Origin of the sequence: Pseudomonas sp. CFBP 13719 (assembly GCF_014842095.1) — a bacterium.
Classification (GTDB): Bacteria; Pseudomonadota; Gammaproteobacteria; order Pseudomonadales; family Pseudomonadaceae; genus Aquipseudomonas.
In genome coordinates this window covers 910088-934900 of record NZ_JACYVB010000001.1, presented here as the reverse complement: position 1 = coordinate 934900, position 24813 = coordinate 910088, and the positions used below count along the sequence as shown (strand labels likewise).

At 63.8% G+C, this 24813-nt stretch carries 20 protein-coding genes; 13 read left to right on the top strand and 7 right to left on the bottom strand.

Annotated elements, in window-relative coordinates:
• Positions 1–136: 136 nt before the first annotated feature.
• Together IFT57_RS04405 and IFT57_RS04400 are read right to left on the bottom strand one after the other, a co-directional pair.
• Positions 137–1738, bottom strand: a complete 1602-nt coding sequence (locus IFT57_RS04405) for an ABC transporter substrate-binding protein (RefSeq protein WP_192150671.1) — start codon at positions 1736–1738, stop codon at positions 137–139.
• A 62-nt stretch (positions 1739–1800) separates the two neighbouring features.
• The gene (locus IFT57_RS04400; protein ID WP_122479527.1) at positions 1801–2511 is read right to left on the bottom strand and encodes an SIMPL domain-containing protein; all 711 of its coding nucleotides are present in this window, start codon (positions 2509–2511) and stop codon (positions 1801–1803) included.
• Between the two features lie 169 nt (positions 2512–2680).
• Between IFT57_RS04400 and IFT57_RS04395 the strand changes: the two genes are divergently transcribed.
• The 6 genes from IFT57_RS04395 (at position 2681) to IFT57_RS04370 (ending at position 9338) form a co-directional block, all read left to right on the top strand.
• Positions 2681–3940 (top strand): ATP-binding protein, encoded by a 1260-nt coding sequence (locus IFT57_RS04395; protein WP_122479526.1) that lies wholly within the window; start codon positions 2681–2683, stop codon positions 3938–3940.
• Positions 3937–4497 (top strand): response regulator transcription factor, encoded by a 561-nt coding sequence (locus tag IFT57_RS04390; RefSeq protein ID WP_122479525.1) that lies wholly within the window; start codon positions 3937–3939, stop codon positions 4495–4497. Before IFT57_RS04395 ends, IFT57_RS04390 begins: the two co-directional genes overlap by 4 nt.
• Before the next feature lie 154 nt (positions 4498–4651).
• Complete coding sequence (locus tag IFT57_RS04385) at positions 4652–5401, top strand: FadR/GntR family transcriptional regulator (protein WP_122479524.1); 750 nt, start codon at positions 4652–4654, stop codon at positions 5399–5401.
• Between the two features lie 474 nt (positions 5402–5875).
• Positions 5876–6787 carry a 5-dehydro-4-deoxyglucarate dehydratase gene (gene kdgD, locus IFT57_RS04380; protein WP_192150669.1) on the top strand — a complete coding sequence of 304 codons (912 nt, stop codon included), beginning with the start codon at positions 5876–5878 and terminating at the stop codon, positions 6785–6787.
• 208 nt (positions 6788–6995) lie between these two features.
• Entirely contained in the window at positions 6996–7937 is a 942-nt protein-coding gene (locus IFT57_RS04375; protein WP_122713467.1) for an AEC family transporter, read from the top strand.
• 45 nt (positions 7938–7982) lie between these two features.
• Complete coding sequence (locus tag IFT57_RS04370) at positions 7983–9338, top strand: amino acid permease (protein ID WP_192150667.1); 1356 nt, start codon at positions 7983–7985, stop codon at positions 9336–9338.
• Positions 9339–9344: 6 nt separating this feature from the next.
• Here the strand turns inward: IFT57_RS04370 and IFT57_RS04365 are convergent, their stop codons facing one another.
• From IFT57_RS04365 to gatC, 5 genes are all read right to left on the bottom strand, one after another.
• The gene (locus IFT57_RS04365; RefSeq protein WP_192150665.1) at positions 9345–10379 is read right to left on the bottom strand and encodes a calcium/sodium antiporter; all 1035 of its coding nucleotides are present in this window, start codon (positions 10377–10379) and stop codon (positions 9345–9347) included.
• A gap of 48 nt (positions 10380–10427) precedes the next feature.
• Entirely contained in the window at positions 10428–10799 is a 372-nt protein-coding gene (locus tag IFT57_RS04360; RefSeq protein WP_446731180.1) for a septal ring lytic transglycosylase RlpA family protein, read from the bottom strand.
• A gap of 110 nt (positions 10800–10909) precedes the next feature.
• On the bottom strand, positions 10910–12355 hold the full coding sequence (gene gatB, locus IFT57_RS04355; RefSeq protein WP_122713464.1) for an Asp-tRNA(Asn)/Glu-tRNA(Gln) amidotransferase subunit GatB: 1446 nt from the start codon (positions 12353–12355) through the stop codon (positions 10910–10912).
• An 11-nt stretch (positions 12356–12366) separates the two neighbouring features.
• Positions 12367–13818, bottom strand: coding sequence for an Asp-tRNA(Asn)/Glu-tRNA(Gln) amidotransferase subunit GatA (gene gatA, locus IFT57_RS04350; RefSeq protein WP_192150661.1), 1452 nt, complete (start codon positions 13816–13818; stop codon positions 12367–12369).
• Between the two features lie 16 nt (positions 13819–13834).
• Entirely contained in the window at positions 13835–14122 is a 288-nt protein-coding gene (gene gatC / locus IFT57_RS04345) for an Asp-tRNA(Asn)/Glu-tRNA(Gln) amidotransferase subunit GatC (RefSeq protein ID WP_122713462.1), read from the bottom strand.
• Positions 14123–14327: 205 nt separating this feature from the next.
• On the opposite strand from gatC, the gene mreB reads away from it, so the two are divergent.
• From mreB to tldD, 7 genes are all read left to right on the top strand, one after another.
• Positions 14328–15365, top strand: a complete 1038-nt coding sequence (gene mreB, locus IFT57_RS04340; RefSeq protein WP_008371426.1) for a rod shape-determining protein MreB — start codon at positions 14328–14330, stop codon at positions 15363–15365.
• Positions 15366–15531: 166 nt separating this feature from the next.
• On the top strand, positions 15532–16605 hold the full coding sequence (gene mreC / locus IFT57_RS04335; RefSeq protein ID WP_199868777.1) for a rod shape-determining protein MreC: 1074 nt from the start codon (positions 15532–15534) through the stop codon (positions 16603–16605).
• Positions 16605–17093 (top strand): rod shape-determining protein MreD, encoded by a 489-nt coding sequence (mreD, locus tag IFT57_RS04330; RefSeq protein WP_122479515.1) that lies wholly within the window; start codon positions 16605–16607, stop codon positions 17091–17093. Before mreC ends, mreD begins: the two co-directional genes overlap by 1 nt.
• A 34-nt stretch (positions 17094–17127) precedes the next feature.
• Positions 17128–17715: a Maf family protein gene (locus tag IFT57_RS04325; RefSeq protein WP_192150659.1), complete on the top strand. Its 588-nt coding sequence runs from the start codon at positions 17128–17130 to the stop codon at positions 17713–17715.
• A 62-nt stretch (positions 17716–17777) separates the two neighbouring features.
• On the top strand, positions 17778–19235 hold the full coding sequence (rng, locus tag IFT57_RS04320; protein ID WP_122713459.1) for a ribonuclease G: 1458 nt from the start codon (positions 17778–17780) through the stop codon (positions 19233–19235).
• Positions 19236–19314: 79 nt separating this feature from the next.
• The gene (locus IFT57_RS04315; RefSeq protein WP_192150657.1) at positions 19315–23130 is read left to right on the top strand and encodes a YhdP family protein; all 3816 of its coding nucleotides are present in this window, start codon (positions 19315–19317) and stop codon (positions 23128–23130) included.
• A gap of 219 nt (positions 23131–23349) precedes the next feature.
• The gene (gene tldD / locus IFT57_RS04310) at positions 23350–24792 is read left to right on the top strand and encodes a metalloprotease TldD (protein ID WP_122479511.1); all 1443 of its coding nucleotides are present in this window, start codon (positions 23350–23352) and stop codon (positions 24790–24792) included.
• Positions 24793–24813 lie beyond the last annotated feature (21 nt).

The window sequence follows — 24813 nt, the reverse complement described above, 5'->3', positions numbered from 1 at the left end:
GGACGGGCGTACACGAATGTCGCATCGATATAATTTTTTCGATAGTTGAACGCACGATCAATAACGTTTTGCAGCAGAACGCACGTTTATCGACCCCACTGCACCACGCTGGCGCACTGCAATGGGGCGTTAGGTATCACTGCGAGAGGCTGACACCATAGAAAGGCGTCAGGCCGAAGGGGCTGATGCGGAAGTCCTGCACTTCCTTGCGCATGGGCTGGAACACCGTGGAGTTGGCGATGGGTGTGATCGGTACCTGTTGCTTGAGGATGCGCTGCGCCTGCTGGTACAGCTTCACACGCTCGTCGCGATCGCTGCTCAGCTTGGCCTGCTGGATCAGCTTGTCGTAGGCCGGGTCGCACCATTTGGCGTAGTTGCTGCCCTTGACCGCCGCACAGCTGTAGAGCACGCCGAGCCAGTTGTCAGGGTCGCCGTTGTCGCCGGTCCAGCCGTAGATCATGGTGTCGTGCTCGCCATTCTTGGCGCGCTTGATGTACTCGCCCCATTCGTAACTGACGATGTTGGCCTTGATGCCGACCTTGGCCCAATCGCTCTGGATCATCTGCGCCGACATGCGTGCGTTGGGGTTGGAAGCGCGCTGCACCGTCATGGCCCACAGGTCGATAGTCGTGCCTTCCTTGATCCCCGCCTCCTTGAGCAGCGCGCGGGCCTTGGTGACGTCGTGGGGTGCGTCCTTGATGCTCGTGTCGTACGACCATTGCGCGGGCGGCAGGGCGTTCTGCGCCAGTTGGCCGGCGCTCTGATACACCGCCTTGATGATGGCGGGCTTGTCGATCGCCATGTCCAGTGCCTGACGCACCTTGAGTTGATCGAGCGGCGGATGGGTCACGTTGTAGGCAAGAAAGCCCAGGTTGAAGCCGGGCTGGCTGAGCACACGCAGGTTGGGGTCCTGTTTCATCACCTCGATGTCGGCAGGCCGCGGATAGCCGCTGACCTGGCATTCGCCGGCCTTGAGTTTCTGCAGGCGCACGGCGGCATCGGTGTTGATGGCGAAGATCAGGTTGTCCAGCTTGACGTCTTCGGGCTTCCAGTACGCCTTGTTGGCAACGTAGCGGATCTGCGAATCCTTTTGATAGCGCTTGAACACGAACGGGCCGGTGCCGATCGGTTTTTGATTGATGTCGGCCGCCTTGCCCTGCTTGAGCAGCTGCGCGGCATATTCGGCGGACTGCACCGAGGCGAAACTCATGGCCAGGTTCTGCACGAACGCGGCATCGACCGTGGCGAGGGTGAAGACGACGGTGTGCTCGTCCTGTTTGCTGACCGATTTGATGTTGGTGTTCAGGCCCATGTCGGTGAAATAGGGCGATTCCGAAGGGTAGGCCTTGCGAAAGGGGTGCTCGGGATCGAGCAGGCGCTGGAAGGTGAACAGCACGTCGTCGGCGTTGAAATCGCGGCTGGGCGTGAAGTAGTCGGTGGTGTGGAACTTGACCCCTTCGCGCAGGTGAAAGGTGTAGCTCAGGCCATCTGCCGATACGTCCCAGGAGGTGGCCAGGCCAGGCTCGACTTCGGTGCCGCCGCGCTTGAACTGGGTCAGGCGATTGAAGACGGTTTCCGCCGAAGCGTCGAAATCGGTGCCGCTGGTGTATTGGCTGGGGTCGAAGCCGGCGGGGCTGGCTTCTGAGCAGTACACCAGCGTGCTCGCAGCTTGGGCCATGGGCATCCCGGCACAGAGGGCAGCGGTCAGGAGCAAGGGCTTGAAGGCGGGGATGTGCATGGGGGCCTCGGCAGATGAAGGGTAACAAGGGGTAGAGCCGCCCGATCAAGGGCGGCAGGGCATCAAGGCATCACGACTTCGATAACACCGTCTGCGTTGATGCTGACCTCGCTGGTGCCGGCTTCCACGTCCGGGGTTACCGGGGCAGCGTCGGAACGGGCGGCTTTCATCATCATCGGGGCAGACGCGTAGGGCCGCGGGTAGCCAGCGCTGTTGAGGTTGAGATTGACCACCTTGTAGCTCTTGCCACCCAAGGCGTCGGTGGCCAGTTGAGCACGGGCCTTGAACGCGGCGACGGCTTCCTTGAGCAGGGCGTCTTCGCTCTGCTTGCGGGTCTTGTCGGCGATCGAGAAGTCCATGGCGCCCATTTTCAGATTCTGCAGCAGTTCGCCGGTGAGTTTGGACAGCGCGGGGAAGTCGGCGCTTTCCAGGCGCACTTCCGCGCGCTCGCGCCAGCCGGTGATGGTCTGGCCTTTGTCGTCATAGATCGGGTAGCTGTTGCGGCTGCCCTGGCGCACGATCACGCCCTTGACTTCACGGGCCTGGGCGAGGGCCTTGTTCAAGGTGTCGGTGATGCCGGCGGCGAGCTTGGCCGGGTCGGCGTTCTGCTCTTCGCTGTAGAGGGTCACGAGCATCAGGTCGCGGGGCACTTCCTGGCTGACCTCGGCGCGCAGGGAAATCTGGTTGTAGCGGGCTTCGTCGGCCAGTGCTGGAAGGCTGGCCAACAGGCTCGCACCAAGGACCAAAGCGGCGCTGCGGGTGATGACGGGCATGGAAAACTCCTTGTTGTAGGTGCTGGGTAAGACTGGCCAGGCCGGATGCGGTTCCTGAACGATGCCTGGTTCATGCGTTTCGCGCGGTCATTTGCCGCAGTTTCCGCTGTCGGCGTGTCGAGTTGGTTATACTTGCACCGATCCGCCTGCAGCGCTCACTGGAGAGCAAATGCTCGCCCATCCTATGCCTCTTTCCGCTTCACGCCAGAACCTCTGGCGCCTGACCTTCATCCGCACCCTGGTACTGGCTGCTCAGGCCGGCTCGGTCGGTTTCGCCTACCTGACGCATCTACTGCCTTTACCTTGGCTGGCGCTGAGCACCACCCTGGCGGTGTCCGCCATACTCTGCGCGCTGACCGTCCTGCGCCTGCGCTTCTCGTTGCCGGTCACCGAGCTCGAGTACGCCCTGCAACTGGCCTGCGACCTGCTGATCCACAGCGTCCTGCTGTACTATTCCGGCGGCGGCGCCAACCCGTTCGTGTCCTATTATCTGGTGCCGCTGACGATTGCCGCCGTGACCCTGCCGTGGGTCTACTCCCTGGTGCTCTCAGGCATCGCGCTGGCTTGCTACACCTTCATGCTGGCGCACTTCTACCCCCTCGATACATTGCCGATCGGCCGTGAAAACCTGCAGATCTACGGCATGTGGCTGAGCTTCGCCCTGGCCGCTTCGGTGATTACCTTCTTCGCTGCCAAGATGGCCGAAGAATTGCGGCGCCAGGAGCAGCTGCGTGCCCAGCGCCGCGAAGAGGGCCTGCGTGACCAGCAACTGCTGGCCGTGGCCACCGAGGCGGCGGGCGCTGCCCATGAACTGGGCACGCCGCTGGCCACCATGAGTGTGCTGCTCAAGGAAATGCGCCAGGACCATCCCCAGCCTGAACTGCAGGAAGACCTGCAGGTGCTGCAGGATCAGGTCAAGCTGTGCAAGGAAACCCTCCAGCAACTGGTGCGGGCTGCCGAAGCCAACCGCCGCATGGCCGTGGTCGATCAGCCGGTCACCGCCTGGCTCGACGAAGCCCTCAATCGCTGGCACCTGATGCGCCCCGAGTCCAGCTACCGTTTCCACCGCCTGGGCCAAGGCGAGGTGCCGCACCTGTCGCCGCCTCCGGACCTCACCCAGGCGCTGCTCAACCTGCTCAACAACGCCGCCGATGCCTGCCCCGACAACCTCGAGGTCAAGCTGGACTGGGACAGTGAAGACATCTTCATCGTCATCCGCGACCACGGCGCGGGTGTTCCCCTGGCCATTGCCGAGCAGATCGGCAAACCGTTCTTCACTACCAAGGGCAAGGGCTTCGGCCTTGGCCTGTTCTTGAGCAAGGCCAGCGTGACTCGCGCCGGCGGCTCGGTAAAACTCTATAGTCATGAAGAGGGCGGCACGCTCACCGAGCTGCGCCTGCCCCGTGGCGTCCCAGGAGATGATCGATGACTGATGAAAACCAAGTCGAAGGCGAAGAGCTGCCGCACCTGTTGCTGGTGGACGACGACGCCACGTTTACCCGCGTAATGGCCCGTGCCATGACCCGCCGAGGCTTTCGCGTAAGTACTGCAGGCAGCGCCGAGGAAGGCTTGAAGCTGGCCCAGGACGATGTACCCGACTACGCCGCCCTGGACCTGAAGATGGAAGGCGATTCGGGCCTGGTGCTGCTGCCCAAGCTGCTGGAACTCGATCCGGAAATGCGCGTGGTGATCCTCACCGGCTATTCGAGCATTGCCACGGCGGTGGAGGCGATCAAGCGTGGCGCCTGCAACTACCTGTGCAAGCCCGCCGACGCCGATGACGTGCTGGCGGCGCTGTCGGCCGAACATGCCGACCTCGACACGCTGGTGCCGGAAAATCCGATGTCGGTCGACCGCCTGCAATGGGAGCACATCCAGCGGGTGCTCACCGAGCATGCTGGCAACATTTCTGCCACGGCGCGGGCGTTGGGTATGCATCGGCGTACCCTGCAACGCAAATTGCAGAAACGCCCCGTGCGTCGGTAAATTCGCGTGGAGCGCTCTGGCTGGCGCCCTGCGCCCCCGGGTAGGCGGCATTCGCCCGCCCGCCGGGCCCTGCGGCGGCTCATGCCATGATCGTACAACCCGCTTTAGGCTATGATTGCTTCAATCACCGACCGTTTCGAGAATGACTTTCACTATGGATACTCAGAGCGCCGCCCCACGCGCCCGTCGCAAACCGCGTAGCCTGGCCCAGGAACTGGTGGCCGTGCTGACCCAGCGCATCCTCGATGGTGACCTCAAGCGTGGCGACAAGCTGCCTACCGAGTCGGCCATCATGGAAGAGCAGGGTGTCAGCCGGACCGTGGTGCGTGAAGCCATTTCCCGGCTGCAGGCGGCAGGTCAGGTCGAAACCCGCCACGGCATCGGCACCTTCGTGCTGGATACGCCCAGCCCGAGCGGTTTTCGCATTGATCCGGCGACCATCGTGACCTTGCGCGATGTGCTCGCCGTGCTCGAGCTGCGCATCAGCCTGGAAGTGGAATCCGCCGGGCTGGCCGCCAGCCGCCGCTCGCCCGAGCAACTGGCAGCGATGCGCGCTGCCCTCGATGCGCTGAACGAAAGCGCGGCCCATGCCAGCGATGCCGTGGCGTCCGATTTTCAGTTTCATCTGCAGATTGCCTTGTCCACCGGCAACCGCTATTTCACCGACATCATGACGCACCTGGGCACCAGCATCATTCCTCGCACCCGCCTGAACTCGGCACGTCTGGCACATGACGACCAGCAGCACTACATGACCCGGCTCAGTCGCGAGCACGAGGAAATCTACGACGCCATCGCCCGCCAGGATTCCGATGCCGCGCGCGCCGCCATGCGCCTGCATCTGACCAACAGCCGCGAGCGCTTGCGCCAGGCGCACCAGGAAGCCGAAGCGGGCAGGGGCTGACCGCCCCGTAGCAGCGGCACAAGCCGCGTCGGCGGTTGGCGCGGTGTATCTGGCAGAACACGGTGCCACCGGACGCGGCTTACACCGCTGCTACAGAAACACCGCGCTCCCTGTAGCAGCGGCGCAAGCCGCGTCGGCGATTGGCGCGGTGCATCTGGCAGACCGCAGCGAGGCCGGACGCGGCTTGCACCGCTGCTACAGAAACACCGCAATCCTTGTAGCAGCGGCGCAAGCCGCGTCGGCGGACAAGGTGATCCATCTGATACCACGCAGTGAAGCCTGACGCGGCTTGCGCCGCTGCTACAGGGATTGCGTGTGTCGTGTCGGCGTTCGGTGCGGCATTCTGGACCATCTGAAAATACTTCGTTCCACCTATTGAGGAACTGCTTGAGTAGTTGTACGATGACGTACGACATCAGCCAGCCATGGCTGTTTGGTTGTTCAATTTTCCATGCGACTCAGGGTGTTCAAACAATGAATCCACAAGAACTAAAGTCCATCCTCAATCACGGCCTGCTGTCTTTTCCAGTAACCGATTTCACTGCCCAGGGCGACTTCCATCGCGAAGGCTACATCAAGCGCCTGGAGTGGCTTGCCCCCTACGGCGCCAGCGCCCTGTTCGCCGCCGGCGGCACCGGTGAGTTCTTCTCCCTGGCCGCCAGCGAATACTCGCAAGTGATCAAGACTGCCGTCGACACCTGCGCTACCAGCGTGCCTATCCTCGCCGGCGTCGGCGGTTCCACTCGCCAGGCCATCGAGTATGCACAGGAAGCCGAGCGCCTGGGCGCCAAGGGTCTGCTGCTGCTGCCGCACTACCTGACCGAAGCCAGCCAGGACGGCGTGGCCGCCCACGTCGAGGCCGTGTGCAAATCGGTCAACATCGGCGTCATCGTCTACAACCGCAATGTCTGCCGTCTGAACGCGCCATTGCTGGAACGCCTGGCCGAAAGCTGCCCGAACCTGATCGGCTACAAGGACGGTCTGGGCGATATCGAACTGATGGTTTCGATCCGTCGCCGCCTGGGCGATCGCTTCAGCTACCTGGGCGGCCTGCCGACCGCCGAAGTCTATGCAGCGGCCTACAAGGCTCTGGGTGTGCCGGTGTATTCGTCCGCCGTGTTCAACTTCATTCCCAAGACCGCGATGGACTTCTACCACGCCATCGCCGCTGAAGACCACGTCACCGTGGGCAAGCTGATCGACGACTTCTTCCTGCCTTACCTGGACATTCGCAACCGTAAATCCGGCTACGCGGTCAGCATCGTCAAGGCGGGCGCGAAGATTGCCGGCTACGATGCAGGGCCGGTGCGCACCCCGCTGACCGACTTGACTGGCGAAGAGTACGAAATGCTCGCTGCCCTGATGGACAAGATGGGTCCGCAGTAAGCCTCGAGACCGCGGTGCGGCTTTCGCGGCCGCTGACCGCTCCTACGGGGATCCTGCATACGCTGCGGATCTCTGTGGGAGCGGGGCGGTCGGCGAGCCCTCCGCCCGCGAAGGGGCCCTGCCTGCCATACCCTTCCAGAATTTCCCCGCCTGCCCCCTACATCCTCGCTATCATTGTCGCCTGACTCCAGGCAACAGGTTCCCCGGCATGCTAGCCCTATTTCTGCAGACCCTGAACGTGACCGCTCCGGTGTTCGCCATGCTGTTTCTCGGCTACGGGCTGAGGCGAATCGACTGGATCAACGACAACTTCATCAAGACCGCTTCGGCGCTGGTGTTCAACGTCTGCATGCCGTCGCTACTGTTTCTGGGCATCTACCATGCCGACCTGCGCTCCGCACTCAAGCCGGGCCTGCTGGTGTACTTCGTGGTGGCCACGGTGGGCAGCTTCGCCATCGCCTGGTGGATCGCCACCAAGCGATGCCCGCAAGTGGACCGTGGCGTGTTCACCCAGGGCGCCTTTCGCGGCAACAACGGTGTCATCGGCCTGGCCCTGGCAGGCAGCATGTATGGCGACTACGGCATCTCCCTGGGCTCGATCCTCGCCGGTTTGGTGATCGTGCTCTACAACTCGCTGTCGGTGGTGGTGCTTGCGATCTACAGCCCGAACATCAAGTCCGACCCGCTGAGCATCTGCAAGAGCATCCTGGTCAACCCGTTGATCATCAGCGTGGTCATGGCCGTGCCCTTCGCCTGGTTGCAGGTGCCCATTCCCAATTGGGTCCTGACCTCGGCCGACTACGTCGCGCAGATGAGCCTGCCGCTGGCGCTGATCTGCATCGGCGGGACCCTGTCGCTGGCCGCATTGCGCAGCAGTGGTTCGGTGGCGCTGAGTGCCAGCGCGGTGAAAATGATCCTGCTGCCCATCGTCGGTACCTTCGGTGCCTGGCTGTTGGGCTTTCGCGGGGCGGAACTGGGCATTCTGTTCCTGTATATTGGCGCTCCTTCGGCCTCGGTCGGTTATGTCATGGTGCGGGCCAGCGGCGGCAACTATTCGCTCGCCGCCGCCATCATTGTCATCACCACCCTGGCGGCAGCCATCACCACCAATATCGGAATATTCCTGTTGCAGTGGGGCGGCTGGATCTAGACGCTGCTTGCACACCTGCGAGCATTCACCCGCTAAGGAACCGCAATGGATGATCAATCCACCCCCGAAGGTCTGCATCGGGGTCTGAAAAACAGGCACATCCAGCTCATTGCCCTGGGCGGGGCGATCGGCACCGGCCTGTTCCTGGGCATCGCCCAGACCATCGGCATGGCCGGCCCGTCGGTCATCCTGGGTTACGCCATCGGCGGCCTGATCGCCTTCTTCATCATGCGCCAGCTGGGTGAAATGGTCGTTGAAGAGCCGGTCACCGGTACCTTCAGCCATTTCGCCAACCGCTACTGGAGCGGCCTGGCCGGCTTCATGTCCGGTTGGAACTATTGGGTGCTGTATGTGCTGGTAGGCATGGCCGAGTTGACCGCCGTGGGCATCTACATCAAGTACTGGTGGCCGGACGTGCCGACCTGGGCCTCGGCCGCGGTGTTCTTCGTACTGATCAACGCGATCAACATGTTCCAGGTGAAGATCTACGGCGAGATGGAGTTCTGGTTTTCGCTGATCAAGGTGGCCGCCATCGTCAGCATGATCGGCTTCGGTGCCTGGATGCTGGCCACCGGCAGCGGCGGGCCGGATGCCAGCATCGCCAACCTGTGGCAATACGGCGGCTTCTTCCCCAACGGCATCGGTGGATTGACCCTGGCCATGGCGGTCATCATGTTCTCCTTCGGTGGCCTGGAGCTGGTCGGCATCACCGCCGCCGAAGCCGATGACCCCAGGCGCAGCATCCCAAAGGCCACCAATCAGGTGATCTACCGGATCCTGCTGTTCTACGTGGGCGCCTTGACCATCCTGCTCTCGCTGTATCCGTGGCAGAAAGTGGTCGAGGGTGGCAGCCCGTTCGTGATGATCTTCCATGCGCTGGACAGCAACGTGGTCGCCACCGTGCTCAACGTGGTGGTGCTGACCGCGGCGCTGTCGGTGTACAACAGCTGCGTCTATTGCAACAGCCGCATGCTGTTCGGCCTGGCGGTGCAGGGCGATGCGCCCAAGACCCTGCTCGAAGTCAACCGCCGTGGCGTGCCCATGAAAGCGTTGGGGATTTCCGCCCTGGCAACCGGATTGAGCGTGGTCATCAACTACCTGATGCCGGGCGAAGCATTCGGCCTGCTGATGGCGTTGGCCGTGTCCGCACTGGTCATCAATTGGGGCATCATCAGCATCACTCACCTGAAGTTTCGCAAGGCCATGCGCGCCAACGGTCAGACGACGTTCTTCCCGAGCTGGGGCTACCCGATCACCAACTGGGTGTGCCTGCTGTTCCTGGCAGGCATTCTGGTGATCATGTACATGACGCCGGGAATCCGCATTTCGGTGCTGTTGATTCCCTTGTGGCTTGGGGTGCTCGCCGTGGCCTGGATGTTCAAGAAGCGTCGGGCGGGGTAAGCGGGTTCAGTGCTGTCGACGCCAGGCGCGCAGGGTGCCCCACAGCACCACTGCCGCCAGCACCGGCAGTACGTAGAACAGCATCAGCTCTTCCAGCCTGGCCGCCAATGGCATGCCCGTGGTGAACGCCACCACGTGCAGGCCATACGCCACGTACAACCCCAGCAGCACCAGCCCTTCGATCCGCGTGACCCGGTAGCCGGAGTAGAACAGCGGCAGGCACAGCAGGGTGACGCCAAGCATCACCGGCAGGTCGAAGTCCAGCGCGTTGGGTGAAACGCTCAGGGGCGCGGGTGCCAGCACGGCGGTCAGGCCGAGTACACCGAGCAGGTTGAACAGGTTGCTGCCGATGACGTTGCCCACTGCGATCTCGCGGTGACCACGAAAGGCGGCGACCAACGATGTTGCCAGTTCCGGCAGTGAGGTGCCGACGGCCACGATGGTCAACCCGATCACCCGGTCCGACAAGCCGAAATCGGTGGCCAGCTCCAGCGCCGCTTCCAGCAGCCAGTGGCTGCCCGCGCCCAGCAGCAGCAAGCCTGCGAGCATCATGCCCAGGCACTTGAGCCAGGGCGCAGTGCCTTGGGCTGCCGCCACCCGCCCCGGGTGCCGCGACTGGCGCCACAGTATGCCCAGATAGCCGATCAGCGCCAGAAGCAGGACGCCGCCTTCAAGGCGTCCCAGCTGCTCGTTCAGGGCCAGCCCGAACACCAGCGCACTGGCTGCGATCAGCAGCGGAATATCGAGCCGCAGCAGTTGCCGCGAAACCCGTAGCGGAATGATCAGCGCGGACAGCCCCAGGGTCACCAGCAAACTGAAGATGTTGCTGCCCACCAGGCTGCCAACGGCGATGTCCGGGGTACCAACGAACGTCGCCTGCAGGCTGACGGCCAGCTGGGGCACACTGCTGCCCAGCGCGACCACGCCCAGGCCCACCACCAGCGGCCTGATCTTGAGCGCGGCTGCGAGGCGCACGGCGCCGCGCACCAGCGATTCGGCGCCGGCAATCAGCATCAGCAGTCCTGCGAACAGCTGCAGCAAGGTCGGGCCGGGCAGGGTGGCGAGATCGGGGATAACGGTGGCTCCAGGTCAGTCTTGCAGGGTTTGCACGCGCACTCGGGCCGTACCACTGCGCAGCATGCCCAGTTCTTCGGCAGCGCCTTTTGACACATCGATCAGGCGACCGCGCGAGTGTGGACCGCGATCGTTGATCCGCACCACTACATTGCGCTTGTTGGACAGATTGGTCACCACTACCCGGGTACCGAATGGCAGCTGGCGATGGGCTGCGGTGAGACCGTGCTGATCGAAGCGTTCGCCACTGGCAGTGCGAGCGCCATGGTGGCGTGCGCCGTAGTAGGAAGCGACCCCCTCGCGGTTGTAGCCGCGCGGGTCGATGATACCGTTCTGGCCGGCGCAGCCCGCCAGCACGGCAATCGCACCGACACAGCACACACGCAACGCCTGTAGCAGCGGCGCAAGCCGCGTCGGCGGTATTCGCGGTCCGTTTGCTTCACCGCGTTGAAGCCGGACGCGGCTTGCGCCGCTGCTACAGGGGAGGCGTCGGCGCATCAACCGGCCAGCTTGCTCTTGAGCAGTTCGTTGACCTGCTGCGGGTTGGCCTTGCCCTTGGAGGCTTTCATCGCCTGGCCGACGAAGAATCCGAACATCTTGCCGCGCTTGGCTTCGTCTGCGGCGCGGTACTGTTCGACCTGCTCGGCGTTGGCAGCCAGCACTTCGTCGAGCACCTTCTCGATCGCCCCGCTGTCGGTGACCTGTTTCAGGCCACGCGCCTCGATGATCTGGTCGGCATCGCCTTCACCGTTGGCCATGGCTTCGAAAACCATCTTGGCGATCTTGCCGGAGATGGTGTTGTCCTTGATGCGCTGCAGCATGCCACCCAGTTGTGCGGCGCTGACCGGCGAATCCTCGATTTCCAGCCCCTGCTTGTTCAACAGGCTACCCAACTCGACCATGACCCAGTTGGCGGCCAGCTTGGCATCGGCGCAGCCGGCCACGACCTGCTCGAAGAAGTCCGCCTGCTCGCGGCTCGAGGCCAGCACGCTGGCATCGTAGGCAGACAGGCCGAACTCGCTCTTGAAGCGCTCGCGCTTGGCAGGCGGCAACTCGGGCAGGGTGGCCCGGGTCGTTTCCAGGAACGAATCCTCGATCACCACCGGCAGCAGATCGGGGTCGGGGAAGTAACGGTAGTCGTTGGCCTCCTCCTTGCTGCGCATGGCGCGTGTCTCGTCCTTGTTCGGATCGTACAGGCGGGTCTGCTGGATGACCTTGCCGCCGTCTTCGATCAGTTCGATCTGGCGCGCGATCTCGCTGTTGATGGCGCGCTCGATGAAGCGGAACGAGTTGACGTTCTTGATCTCGCAGCGGGTGCCGAACTCGACCTGGCCCTTGGGCCGGATCGACACGTTGCAGTCACAGCGCAACGAGCCTTCGGCCATGTTGCCGTCACAGATGCCCAGATAACGGACCAGCGAGTGCATGGCCTTGACGTAGGCCACCGCCTCCTTGGCACTGCGCATGTCGGGCTCGGAAACGATTTCCAGCAGCGGCGTACCGGCACGGTTGAGGTCGATGCCGGTGCTGCCGCTGAAGTCCTCGTGCAGGCTCTTGCCGGCGTCTTCTTCCAGGTGCGCGCGTGTCACGCCGATACGCTTGACCGTACCGTCTTCCAGGGTGATGTCCAGGTGGCCCTTGCCGACGATCGGCAGTTCCATCTGGCTGATCTGGTAGCCCTTGGGCAGGTCGGGATAGAAGTAGTTCTTGCGCGCGAACACGTTGTGCTGGCCGATTTCGGCGTCGATCGCCAGGCCGAACATCACGGCCATGCGCACGGCTTCCTGGTTCAGCACCGGCAGTACGCCGGGCATGCCCAGATCGACCAGGCTGGCCTGGGTGTTCGGCTCGGAGCCGAAGGTGGTGGAGCTGCCGGAGAAAATCTTCGACTGGGTGGCGAGCTGGGTATGAATCTCCAGCCCGATCACGACTTCCCATTGCATGATGTTTCTCCTTAGAAGCCTTCAGGCGCGCGAGTGTGCCAGTCGGTGACTTGCTGGTACTGGTGCGCCGCATTGAGCAGGCGGCCTTCCTGGAAGTAGGGGGCCAGCAGCTGCACGCCGACCGGCAGGCCATCGACGAAACCGGCCGGCATCGACAGGCCGGGCAGGCCGGCGAGGTTGGCGGTGATCGTGTAGATGTCTTCGAGGTAGGCGGCAACCGGGTCGGCATTCTTGGCGCCCAGCTTCCAGGCCGGGTTCGGCGTGGTCGGGCTGAGGATCATGTCGACGTCTTCGAAGGCGGCCATGAAATCGTTCTTGATCAAGCGGCGGATCTTCTGCGCCTGCAGGTAATAGGCGTCGTAGTAGCCCGCCGAAAGAGCATAGGCGCCGACCATGATGCGGCGTTGCACTTCCGGGCCGAAACCCTCGGCGCGCGAACGCTTGTACAGGTCGGTGAGATCCTTGGGGTTTTCGCAGCGATAGCCGAAGCGTACGCCGTCGAAGCGCGACAGGTTCGAAGAAGCCTCGGCCGGCGCGATCACATAGTAGGCGGCAATCGCCTGCTGCATGTTCGGCAGGCTGATGTCCTTGATGGTTGCGCCCAGCTTCTGCAGTTGCTCGATGCTGGCGTGAATCAGGTCGGCGATGCGCGGATCGAGGCCGGCGCCGAAATATTCCTTCGGCACGCCGATGCGCAGGCCTTGCAGCGAGCCGCCCAGGGTGGCGCTGTAGTCGGGGACGGGTTCATCGATGCTGGTGGAGTCCTGCGGGTCGAAGCCTGCCATGCCTTGCAGCAACAGGGCGCAGTCCTCGGCGTTGCGCGCCAGCACGCCGGCCTGGTCGAGGCTGGAAGCGTAGGCGATCATGCCCCAGCGTGATACCCGGCCATAGGTCGGCTTGATGCCGGTGAGGTTGGTGAAGGCCGCCGGTTGGCGGATCGAGCCGCCGGTGTCGGTACCTGTTGCCACCGGCAACAAGCGCGCCGCCACGGCCGCCGCCGAGCCACCCGAGGAACCGCCGGGCACGTGGGCCAGGTTCCAGGGGTTTTTCACCGGGCCGTAGTGGCTGTTCTCGTTGGCCGAACCCATGGCGAATTCGTCCATGTTCAGCTTGCCCAGGGTCACCGCGCCCGCTGCATTGAGCTTGGCCACCACGGTGGCGTCATAGGGCGCCTGGAAGTTGTCGAGCATCTTCGACCCGCAGCTGGTGCGGATGCCCTGGGTGCAGAACAGGTCCTTGTGGGCCAGCGGTGCACCCAGCAGGGCACCGCCTTCGCCATTGGCGCGCCGCGCATCGGCGGCCTGCGCCTGGGCGATGGCGTGCTCGGGGGTGATGGTGATGAAGCTGTTGAGCTGAGGATCCAGCTGGGCGATACGCGCCAGCAGGGTACGGGTCAGCTCTTCGGCGGAAAATTTCTTGTCGGCGAGTCCGCGGGCGATCTCGGCCAGTGTCAGTTGATGCATGGCAGGCTCTTTCCCTTTACTCGATGACTTTCGGAACCAGATACAGGCCGTTTTCCACCGCCGGTGCGATGGCCTGGTAGGCGTCGCGCTGGTTGCGTTCGGTCACCTGGTCGGCGCGCAGCCGCTGGCTGGCTTCCAGTGGGTGGGCCAGGGGTTCGATGCCGCTGGTGTCGACCGCTTGCATCTGGTCGACGAGGCCCAGAATGCTGTTCAGTGCTTCGATGGTGCGTGGCATATCGGCTTCATTCAGGCCCAGGCGGGCCAGGTGAGCGATTTTTTCCACGTCGCAGCGTTCAAGCGCCATGGGGATCTCCAGTGGAAAATGAAATACGGCAAAGCCGTGGTTTTGGGGAACACTATCGCACTTCTGTGGTCATATGGCCGCGATCGAGTGCAGGCGTGCCCGGAAAAACAGCCAATTTAACATATTGGCGCCTTGCCCAAAATCCCCGCCGTTGTTAGAGTTTGCCGCACTTTTTTACCCACGCGTTGCCTAGGGTCCTTTTCCCATGTTCAAGAAACTGCGTGGCATGTTTTCCAGCGATCTTTCCATTGACCTGGGCACTGCCAACACCCTTATTTACGTGCGTGAGCGCGGTATTGTCCTGAATGAGCCATCAGTTGTGGCCATTCGGACCCACGGTAATCAGAAAAGTGTCGTTGCGGTCGGTACCGAAGCCAAGCGCATGCTCGGCCGTACCCCCGGCAACATCGCCGCCATTCGCCCGATGAAGGACGGCGTGATCGCCGACTTCAGCGTCTGCGAAAAGATGCTGCAATATTTCATCAACAAGGTGCACGAGAACAGCTTCCTGCAGCCCAGCCCGCGCGTGCTGATCTGTGTGCCTTGCAAATCCACCCAGGTGGAGCGCCGTGCCATCCGTGAATCGGCGCTGGGCGCCGGTGCCCGCGAAGTGTTCCTGATCGAAGAGCCCATGGCGGCCGCCATCGGCGCCGGCCTGCCGGTCGAGGAAGCCCGCGGTTCGATGGTCGTCGACATCGGCGGTGGTACCACCGAAATCGCCTTGATCTCGCTCAATGGCGTGGTCTATGCCGAATCCGTCCGTGTGGGCGGCGACCGCTTCGACGAAGCCATCGTCACCTACGTGCGTCGCAACTACGGCAGCCTGATCGGCGAATCCACCGCCGAGCGCATCAAGCAGGAAATCGGCACTGCCTACCCAGGCGGCGAAGTGCGTGAAGTCGATGTGCGTGGCCGCAACCTCGCCGAAGGCGTTCCACGTGCCTTCACGCTGAACTCCAACGAGGTGCTCGAAGCCCTGCAGGAGTCGCTCGCGACCATCGTGCAGGCCGTCAAGAGCGCGCTTGAACAGTCGCCTCCCGAGCTGGCCTCGGACATCGCCGAACGCGGCCTGGTGCTGACTGGCGGTGGCGCGCTGCTGCGCGACCTCGACAAGCTGCTGGCCCAGGAAACCGGCCTGCCGGTGATCGTCGCCGAAGACCCGCTGACGTGCGTGGCTCGGGGTGGCGGTCGCGCCCTGGAAATGATGGACAAGCACACCATGGATCTGCTCTCCAGCGAATAACTTCGCGGGAAAGATTCCTGGGGTCGTTTACAGGTAGCGTCTTCGATGCTACCTGTATGCGTCCTGTACTTTCGATCCGGGCCGGTTTGCCGTCACATGAATGACCACATGAACATTTGCCTGGGAGGAGCGGCCTATTAAACCGCTTTTCACCAAGGGCCCCTCACTGGGCGTGCGCCTGTTGGTGCTGGTCGTGCTGTCGGTCGCGCTGATGGTCGTCGACGCGCGCTTTACCTTGCTCAAACCCGTGCGCAGCGAAATGTCGCTGGTGCTGATGCGTGCCTATTGGGTCACCGATCTGCCGCAACGCTTGTTCGAAGGCGTTGCCAGCCAGTTCGGCAGCCGCACCGAGCTGCTGGCCGAAAACGAGAAACTCAAGACCGAAGGCCTGTTGCTGCAAGGTCGCCTGCAGAAACTGGCGGCGTTGACCGAGCAGAACGTACGTCTGCGCGAGCTGCTCAACTCTTCGGCGCTGGTGAACGAAAAGGTCGAGGTAGCCGAGTTGATCGGCATGGACCCGAACCCGTTCACCCATCGCATCCTGATCAACAAGGGCGAGCGCGATGGCGTGGTGCTCGGCCAGCCCGTGCTCGACGCCCGTGGGTTGATGGGCCAGGTGGTCGAATTGATGCCCTACACCTCGCGTGTGCTGCTGCTCACCGACACCACCCACAGCATTCCTGTGCAAGTCAACCGCAACGGGCTGCGTGCCATCGCCAGCGGCACGGGCAATCCCGAGCGGCTCGAGCTGCGCCACGTCGCCGACACCGCCGACATCAAGGAAGGCGACCTGCTGGTCAGTTCTGGCCTGGGCCAGCGGTTCCCGGCGGGTTACCCGGTGGCCACGGTCAAGGAAGTCATCCACGATTCCGGTCAGCCCTTCGCCATCGTCCGCGCCGTGCCGACCGCCGCCCTGAACCGCAGCCGCTATCTGCTGCTGGTGTTCAGCGACAGTCGCTCGCCGGAGCAGCGCGCCACCGAAGCCGCGCAAGCCCAGGAGGCGGCCGATCGCCAAGGGGCCGCGCCCCAGGACGGCACCCCGGCGACGCCGGTCCCTGCAGCAACCTCCGCGCCAGCCACTGCTGCGCCCGCTGTGGCACCGGCAACGCCTGCCCACACCACGACGCCGGCAGCCACCACCCCAGCGCGTGCCAGCTCGGCCCCGGCCGCCACCCCTGCGCGCACCCCGCCGGCGACACCTTCGCGCGCTGCGCCGGCCACCACACGGGAGAGGCAATAATGGTTGGTACGCGCTCGCGCAATGGCTGGGTCATCTGGCTGACCTTCGTCGTCGGCCTGCTGCTGTGCGTATCGCCCATGCCGCAGTTCATGGAAGTGCTGCGGCCGTTGTGGCTGGCCCTGCTGCTGGCCTACTGGACGCTCTCGGTGCCGCACAAGGTGGGCATGACCACCGCCTGGATCCTGGGCCTGGCGCAAGACGTGCTGTTCGGCACCCTGCTGGGGCAGAACGCACTCATCCTCAGCCTCATCACCTTCCTCATCCTGTCCCTGGCCCAGCGCATGCGCATCTTTCCAATGTGGCAGCAGAGCCTGGTCATTCTGGTGGTCTTCGGTCTGGCGCAGCTGGTTCAGCTATGGCTGAGCGCGCTGACCGGCAACCGCCAACCCACTCTGGCCCTGCTGTTGCCCGCGCTGATGAGCGCCTTGCTCTGGCCGTGGGTCAGCTACCTGCTGCGTGGCTTGCGCAAGCGCCTGGGCATCAACTGACGGGCCCGCGCGGCCCGACGCGGAGACGCCTTGCATGTCTACCCTGTACCTGGCTTCCAGCTCGCCCAGGCGTCGTGAACTGCTGACGCAGATCGGCGTACCCTTCACCGTGATCAGTGCTGCCATCGACGAAACGCCCAGGCCCGGCGAAGAAAGTCGTGCATACGTGCAGCGCATGGCCGAAGAAAAGGCCCGCGCCGGCTGGCAGTCGCGGCCGCAGCCGGGGGCCGCGCACGTGCTGGGCGCGGACACTGCAGTCATCGCGCACGGACGCATTCTCGGCAAGCCGCGCGACGAAGCCGATGCCTTGGCAATGCTGGCTCTGTTATCCGGCAGCACCCATGAAGTGATCACCACCGCGGCACTGTTCGATGGCACGCAGATGGACATCGGCACGGCTTCGGCACAGGTCACGTTCCGCCCGATCGACGAAGCCGAGGCCCGTGCCTACTGGGCTTCCGGCGAACCGGCGGACAAGGCGGGCGGCTACGGCATCCAGGGGCTGGGCGCAATATTCGTAGAAAAGCTCGAAGGCAGTTATTCTGCCGTCGTCGGCCTGGGTTTGTACGAAACCGCGGCGCTGCTGCAACGCAATGGCATCGCCTGCTGGCAAGTGTCCTGAGAGGGGCCGGCCGGCAGTGCCATCGCCATTACAACAAAAGACACCAGGAACGAGACCCAGCCATGAGCGAAGAGATTCTGATCAACATCACGCCGATGGAATCGCGCGTGGCCGTGGTGGAAAACGGTGTCCTGCAAGAGGTCCACGTCGAGCGTACCCAGCGTCGCGGTATCGTCGGCAATATCTATAAAGGCAAGGTAGTGCGGGTGCTGCCCGGCATGCAGGCCGCCTTCATCGACATCGGCCTGGACCGCGCCGCGTTCATCCATGCGTCGGAAATCTCACTGCGTGAAGGCTCGACCCTGGAAACCATCAGCGCCCTGGTGCATGAAGGGCAAAGCCTGGTGGTGCAGGTCACCAAGGACCCGATCGGCTCCAAAGGCGCGCGCCTGACCACCCAGCTGTCGATCCCGTCGCGCTACCTGGTGTATATGCCGCGCACCCGGCACGTCGGCATCTCCCTGAAGATCGAGGACGAGGGCGAGCGTGAACGCCTGAAGAAGGTGGTGGCCGACTGCGTCGAGAAAGAGGGTATCCAGGAGGTCGGCGGGTTCATCCTGCGCACCGCCGCCGAAGGGGCGGGCGCCGAGGAAATCCTCATGGATATCCGCTATTTGCGGCGCCTGTGGGACCAGATCAACGCGCAGATCCAGACCGTCGGGGCGCCGACCGAAATCTACGAAGACCTGGGTCTGGCGCTGCGTACCCTGCGCGATCTGGTCAACCCGAAGATCGAGAAGATCCGCATCGACTCACGGGAGACCTTCCAGAAGACCACGCAGTTCGTGGCCGAACTGATGCCCGAAATTGCCGACCGCCTGGAGCATTACCCTGGCGAGCGGCCCATCTTCGATCTGTACGGTGTCGAAGACGAGATCCAGCGGGCGCTGGACCGCAAGGTGCCGCTCAAGTCCGGCGGCTATCTGGTCGTCGATCCGGCCGAAGCGATGACCACCATCGACGTCAACACCGGGGCCTTCGTCGGCCACCGCAACCTCGAAGAGACCATCTTCAAGACCAACCTGGAAGCGGCCACCGCCATTGCCCGGCAGCTGCGTCTGCGCAACATCGGTGGCATCATCATCATCGACTTCATCGACATGGAAGATGAAGAGCACCAGCGACAGGTGCTGCGCACGCTGGAAAAGCAGCTCGAACGCGACCATGCCAAGACCAACATCATCGGCATCACCGAGCTGGGCCTGGTGCAGATGACCCGCAAGCGCACCCGCGAAAGTCTGGAACAGGTCCTGTGCGAGCCGTGCATCTGTTGCCAGGGCCGTGGCAAGCTGAAAACCCCGGAAACAGTGTGCTACGAGATTTTCCGCGAGATCCTGCGCGAGGCGCGTGCCTATCAGGCCGTGGGCTATCGTGTGTTGGCCAATCAAAAAGTGGTCGACCGGCTGCTCGATGAAGAATCCGGCAATGTGGCCGAACTGGAAGCGTTCATCGGACGAACCATTCGCTTCCAGGTCGAGTCCATGTATTCCCAGGAACAATATGATGTGGTGCTGCTCTGAAACGGCCAGTGAAACGATTGTCGAGTCCCCAGGCTTCGAGCTTTCAGGCTGACGCTGCCTGTGGCGGGAGCATGCCTGCATGGTCCGCTTGAATGCCGTGCTCGGTGGGGTGACGCGCTGGGCGCTGACGCTGTGTGCGGTACTGCTGGTGTTGCTGGCGCTGTACGTCAGCCTGGGTCGGCAACTGGTGCCCCTGGTGGCCGAATACGACGCGCAGATCGAGGCACGTGCCAGCCAGGCGCTGGGCATGCCGGTGCGCATCGGTAGTCTGGAGGGGCGCTGGAGTCGTCTGGCGCCGGTACTGCTGATTCACGATGTGCAAGTGGGCGAGGGCAGCGATGCGCTGCGCCTGGATCAGGTCAGGGTGGTGCCGGACCTGTGGGGCAGTCTGTTGGCGCGGTCGGTGCGCATTGCCCATCTCGAGCTGGGCGGCGTACAGCTCAGCGCGGTCGAGGACGCCGCCGGCAAGTGGTCGCTCAAGGGTCTGCCGCAGCGGCAGGACCAGGCCTTCGACCTGCAGCGCACCTTGCAGCAGATGCAGCAGGTCGAGCGGCTGTCGGTGCTCGACAGCCAGCTGACCCTGCAACCGTTCGAGCACGACCCACTGACCTTGACCTATGTAGAGCTTAGCCTGCGTACCGGTGAAGAGCACCAGCGCCTGGATCTGCGCCTGCATCTGCCTGACGGTCAGCCGCTGGCGCTGAACGTGCAGGCGCAAGTGCGCGCCGAACGATGGCGCCAGGGCCGCGCCCAGGTATATCTGAACCTGCCGCAAAGCGACTGGGCGCAATGGCTGCCGAGTCGCTATACCCAGGCCTGGAAGCTTGCGCAACTCAAGGCGGGCGGCGAGTTCTGGCTGGACTGGGCGGATGCCGACGTTCAGCGAGCGGTGGTCAAGCTCGAAGCGCCATCGTTCAAAGGTGCCCGTGCCGAGCACAAGCCTTACACCATCGCCGATCTCAAGCTGCAGGCTTGGCTGCAACGCAGCGCCGAAGGCCTCGACGTCAACCTGGGGACTTTGGCCATGACCCTGGATGGCAAACCCTGGCAAACCCAGGTGGCGCTGCAGCAGCGCGTCGCCACGCCCTCGAGCCAGGAGCAGTGGCACATTCAGGCCGACCGTCTCGACCTGACGCCGATCACGCCGTTGCTCGACGCGCTGGTGCCCCTGCCCAAGCAAGTGGCGGCCATCGCCAACGGCCTGAACCTCACTGGGGTGCTGCGCAATGTCTCGCTCGACATTCGACCCAAGGCTACCGGCGCCGATCGCCTTGGCTACGCGGCCAACCTGGAGAACGTCGGCTTCGATGCCTACTACGGCGCACCCGCAGCGGACAACGTCAGCGGCAGTCTGATCGGCGATATCGGCCAGGGTGAGCTGCGCCTGGACAGCGAAAAGTTCATGCTGCACCTGAGCCCGATCTTCGAGAAACCCTGGCATTACCTCAAGGCCAACGCTCGCCTGAATTTCAAGCTCGATGAGCACGCGTTCACCCTGATCGCACCGGCCATCAAGGTCCTGGGCGAAGAGGGCAATATTGCCGCCGACTTTCTCATTCGCCTGCCGTTGCACCACGAGGCCGAACCCTACATGGACCTGCGGGTCGGCCTGGTCGATGGTGATGGTGCCTACACCAGCAAATACCTGCCCAAGGTGCTCAGCCCGTCGATCGACCAGTGGCTGCGTACGGCGATCAAGCGCGGCGCGGTCGATCAGGGCTACTTCCAGTACCAGGGTTCGCTGGCCGGCGCTGCCGAGGCGCATTCGCGCAGTATCACGCTGTTCTTCAAGGTCCACGACGTGACACTGGCGTTCCAGCCCGGTTGGCCGGAGGCACGCAAGGTCGCCGGCAATGTCTATGTCCAGGACGGTGACGTGCGCATCCTGGCCGACCGCGGGCAGATCCTCGACACCAAGGTCAGCGATGTTGCCGTCACTGTGCCCCACGTGCCGCTGGGCGAGGACAGCCACCTGTACGTGAAGGGCAACTTCGACGGTGGTCTGGCCGACGGTTTGAAGATCCTGCAGACCGCGCCCATCGGCACCGCCGATATCTTCGCCGGCTGGCAGGGTGAAGGCCCGCTCAAGGGCAGGCTCGACCTCGACATTCCACTGGTCAAAGGCCATGAGCCCAAAGTCGTGGTGGATTTCAGCACCCGCGCGGCGCGCCTGAAGATCAAGTCCCCGGAGCTTGCGCTCAGCCAGTTGGGCGGGACGTTTCGCTTCGACTTCGACAAGGGCCTGAGCGGCGAGGGCATCACTGCCCAGGCTTTCGATCAGCCGGTAACGGCGCAGATTGCTGCCGAAGGCAAGCCAGGCGCGCCGTTGACGCGCATCGTCGCGCACAGCCAGATCCCGGTGAAGCGCCTGGCCGACTGGTTGCAGGTCAAGCAGGCCGTACCGGCGTCCGGTGATATTGCCTACCAGTTGCAGCTCAAGCTGGGTGCCGACAGCCAGCTTCGCGTCGATTCCGACCTCAAGGGTGTCGACATCGATCTGCCCGCGCCCTTTGGCAAGACACGGGCTGTGGCGCGCCCGACAGTATTCGTGATGAACCTACAGGGTCAGGAGCGCCGATTCGACGTCACCTATGCCGATCTGGCCAGCTTTGCCTATGCAGCCGCGGCCAATGACCTGGCCAGGGGTCGGGGCGAGTTGCTGATCGGCTCGGGTACGCCGCAACTTCCCACCACGCAGGGGCTGCGGGTTCGCGGCGCGTTGCAGGCACTGGATCTGGAACCGTGGCAGCAGCAGGCCGAGCAGTACACCGGCGGTGATCCGAGCGGCGCTGCCAGCCAGCTCGTCAATGCGGTCGACCTGCAGATCGGCACGCTCAAGGGCTTCGGTCAGCAACTCGACCAGGCGCATGTGCAGCTCAACCGCAGCCCCAGTGCCTGGCACCTTGCCCTGGCCAGCCAACAGATCACCGGCAAGGTCGATGTGCCCGATGGCAAGGCGACTCCGATCAACGTCGACCTCGATACCGTGCGCCTGCCGCCGGTCGATCCGAACGCGGTCAAGGCCGACAACCCGGTGGAAGCGCCGGACCCCTTGGCCAATGTCGATCCACGCAAGATACCCGCGGTCAATGTCAGGATCCGCCAGCTGTTGCAGGGCGAAGAGCTGCTCGGCAGCTGGTCGCTGAAACTGCGTCCGACCGCCAAGGGTGTCGCCCTCAACGATCTCGACCTGGGGCTCAAAGGCTTGATGCTGCACGGCGCGGCGACCTGGGAAGGCGCGCCGGGTGCGTCCAGCACGTGGTTCCGCGGGCGCTTGCAAGGCAAGAACCTGGCCGATGTGCTGCAGGCCTGGAAGTTTGCCCCGACCGTGACCAGCGAGTCGTTCCACCTGGACGCCGATGGTCGTTGGCCGGGTTCACCGGCCTGGGTCGGGCTCAAGCGCTTTTCCGGCAACCTGGACGCCACCTTGCGTGATGGCCAGTTCGTCGAGGTCGAGGGGGGCGCCCAGGCCCTGCGCGTGTTCGGCCTGCTCAACTTCAATGCCATCGGTCGTCGCCTGCGTCTGGATTTCTCCGATGTGCTGGGCAAGGGCTTGAGCTACGATCGAGTCAAAGGTCTGCTGGTGGCCAGCGAAGGGGTCTACGTGACACGTACCCCGATCACCCTGCGCGGTCCCTCCACCGACATCGATCTGGACGGTACCCTGGACATGGTCCGCGACGGCGTTAACGCCAAGGTGCAGGTTGCCCTGCCAATTACCAACAGCCTGCCGCTGGCGGCGGTTCTGGTGGGCGCGCCGGTGGTGGGCGGCGCGTTGTTCGTGGTGAACAAGCTGCTGGGCGACCGCGTGGCGCGCTTCGCCAGCGTGCAGTACCGCATCGAGGGTTCCTGGAAGGATCCGCAGATGACCCTGGTCAAGCCATTCGGCGGCTGATCGCGCAGCGACCGTCGCCCGGTATCGGACTGCCGGCCGGGCCCCGGTATTGAAAAAGTGTCCGGGCGGACGCATGTATTGATCATCCGTCACCGACACCCGAATTGCGCGGGCCGCTTCCGGCCACCCGCGCGCAGTCATTTGCGCATTACGCCAAGCGTCCTGCGAGCATTTTCCCACGCAGTACGCCAAGCGTCCTGCGAATAGCGCGGAGTAAATATGAGCCAGATGTTATCCACCGTCAGCGAACACCTGCTGGCACCCGGCGGCCTCACGCTAGACAGTCTGCAGTCGGTGTTGGGCGAGTTGGCCGGCCCCGGCATAGACGCTGCCGATCTGTATTTCCAGGGTCAGATTTCCGAGTCCTGGGCGCTGGAAGACGGCATCGTCAAGGAAGGCAGCTTCAATCTCGATCAGGGCGTGGGCGTGCGTGCTCAATCCGGTGAGAAGACCGGATTTGCCTATAGCAACGCCATCACCCAGGACGCCCTGGTGCAGGCCGCGCGTGCGGCACGCTCGATTTCCCGCGCCGGCCAGAACGGCCGCGTGCAGGCGTTCAGCAGTCCGGTAGTCAGCCAGTTGTACGGTCCTGACAACCCACTGGAAGTGCTGACCCGCGCCGAGAAGGTCGACCTGCTCAAGCGCGTCGACGCCGCCACCCGCGCGCTGGACCCGCGTATCCAGCAAGTCACCGTGAGCATGGCCGGTGTCTGGGAACGAATCCTCGTCGCCGCAGCCGATGGCAGCCTGGCTGCGGACGTGCGTCCACTGGTGCGTTTCAACGTCAGTGTCATCGTCGAGCACAACGGTCGTCGCGAGCGCGGTGGGCACGGTGGCGGTGGTCGCACCGATTACCGTTACTTCCTTGCCGAAGACCGCGCCATGGGCTACGCCCGTGAAGCGCTGCGCCAGGCCTTGGTCAACGTCGAGGCAGTGGCGGCACCGGCCGGTACCATGCCGGTGGTGATGGGCGCGGGTTGGTCCGGCGTGCTGTTGCACGAAGCGGTCGGGCATGGCCTGGAAGGTGATTTCAACCGCAAGGGCAGCTCGGCCTACAGCGGCCGCGTGGGCGAGAAAGTCGCCTCCAGCCTGTGCACCATCGTCGACGATGGCACCCTGGCCGGGCGTCGTGGTTCGCTGAGCGTCGACGACGAAGGCACGCCTACCCAGTGCACCACCCTGATCGAAAACGGCGTGCTCAAGGGCTACATGCAGGACAAGCTCAACGCGCGTCTGATGGGCGTGGCGGCAACCGGCAACGGTCGCCGCGAATCCTATGCGCACCTGCCCATGCCGCGGATGACCAACACCTACATGCTGGCGGGCGAAAGCGACCCGGCCGAAATCATCGCCTCGGTGAAGAAGGGTATCTATTGCGCCAACCTCGGTGGTGGGCAAGTGGACATCACCAGCGGCAAGTTCGTCTTCTCGACCAGCGAAGCCTACCTTATCGAAGACGGCAAGATCACCACGCCGGTCAAGGGCGCCACGCTGATTGGCAACGGCCCGGAGGCGATGAGCAGGGTTTCCATGGTCGGCAACGACCTGTCGCTCGACAGCGGCGTGGGTACCTGCGGCAAGGATGGGCAGTCACTGCCCGTAGGCGTGGGCCAGCCGACCTTGAAGATCGATGCGATCACCGTGGGCGGTACCGGCGCCTGAAAGGGATGACAGGCAGGCCGG

Excerpts from the sequence above, each read along its gene's own strand:
- IFT57_RS04405 (WP_192150671.1), bottom strand. The coding sequence starts at position 1,738 with ATGCACATCCCCGCCTTCAAGCCCTTGCTCCTGACCGCTGCCCTCTGT.
- IFT57_RS04400 (WP_122479527.1), bottom strand. The coding sequence starts at position 2,511 with ATGCCCGTCATCACCCGCAGCGCCGCTTTGGTCCTTGGTGCGAGCCTG.
- IFT57_RS04395 (WP_122479526.1), top strand. The coding sequence starts at position 2,681 with ATGCTCGCCCATCCTATGCCTCTTTCCGCTTCACGCCAGAACCTCTGG.
- IFT57_RS04390 (WP_122479525.1), top strand. The coding sequence starts at position 3,937 with ATGACTGATGAAAACCAAGTCGAAGGCGAAGAGCTGCCGCACCTGTTG.
- IFT57_RS04385 (WP_122479524.1), top strand. The coding sequence starts at position 4,652 with ATGGATACTCAGAGCGCCGCCCCACGCGCCCGTCGCAAACCGCGTAGC.
- kdgD (WP_192150669.1), top strand. The coding sequence starts at position 5,876 with ATGAATCCACAAGAACTAAAGTCCATCCTCAATCACGGCCTGCTGTCT.
- IFT57_RS04375 (WP_122713467.1), top strand. The coding sequence starts at position 6,996 with ATGCTAGCCCTATTTCTGCAGACCCTGAACGTGACCGCTCCGGTGTTC.
- IFT57_RS04370 (WP_192150667.1), top strand. The coding sequence starts at position 7,983 with ATGGATGATCAATCCACCCCCGAAGGTCTGCATCGGGGTCTGAAAAAC.
- gatB (WP_122713464.1), bottom strand. The coding sequence starts at position 12,355 with ATGCAATGGGAAGTCGTGATCGGGCTGGAGATTCATACCCAGCTCGCC.
- gatA (WP_192150661.1), bottom strand. The coding sequence starts at position 13,818 with ATGCATCAACTGACACTGGCCGAGATCGCCCGCGGACTCGCCGACAAG.
- gatC (WP_122713462.1), bottom strand. The coding sequence starts at position 14,122 with ATGGCGCTTGAACGCTGCGACGTGGAAAAAATCGCTCACCTGGCCCGC.
- mreB (WP_008371426.1), top strand. The coding sequence starts at position 14,328 with ATGTTCAAGAAACTGCGTGGCATGTTTTCCAGCGATCTTTCCATTGAC.
- mreD (WP_122479515.1), top strand. The coding sequence starts at position 16,605 with ATGGTTGGTACGCGCTCGCGCAATGGCTGGGTCATCTGGCTGACCTTC.
- IFT57_RS04325 (WP_192150659.1), top strand. The coding sequence starts at position 17,128 with ATGTCTACCCTGTACCTGGCTTCCAGCTCGCCCAGGCGTCGTGAACTG.
- rng (WP_122713459.1), top strand. The coding sequence starts at position 17,778 with ATGAGCGAAGAGATTCTGATCAACATCACGCCGATGGAATCGCGCGTG.
- IFT57_RS04315 (WP_192150657.1), top strand. The coding sequence starts at position 19,315 with ATGGTCCGCTTGAATGCCGTGCTCGGTGGGGTGACGCGCTGGGCGCTG.
- tldD (WP_122479511.1), top strand. The coding sequence starts at position 23,350 with ATGAGCCAGATGTTATCCACCGTCAGCGAACACCTGCTGGCACCCGGC.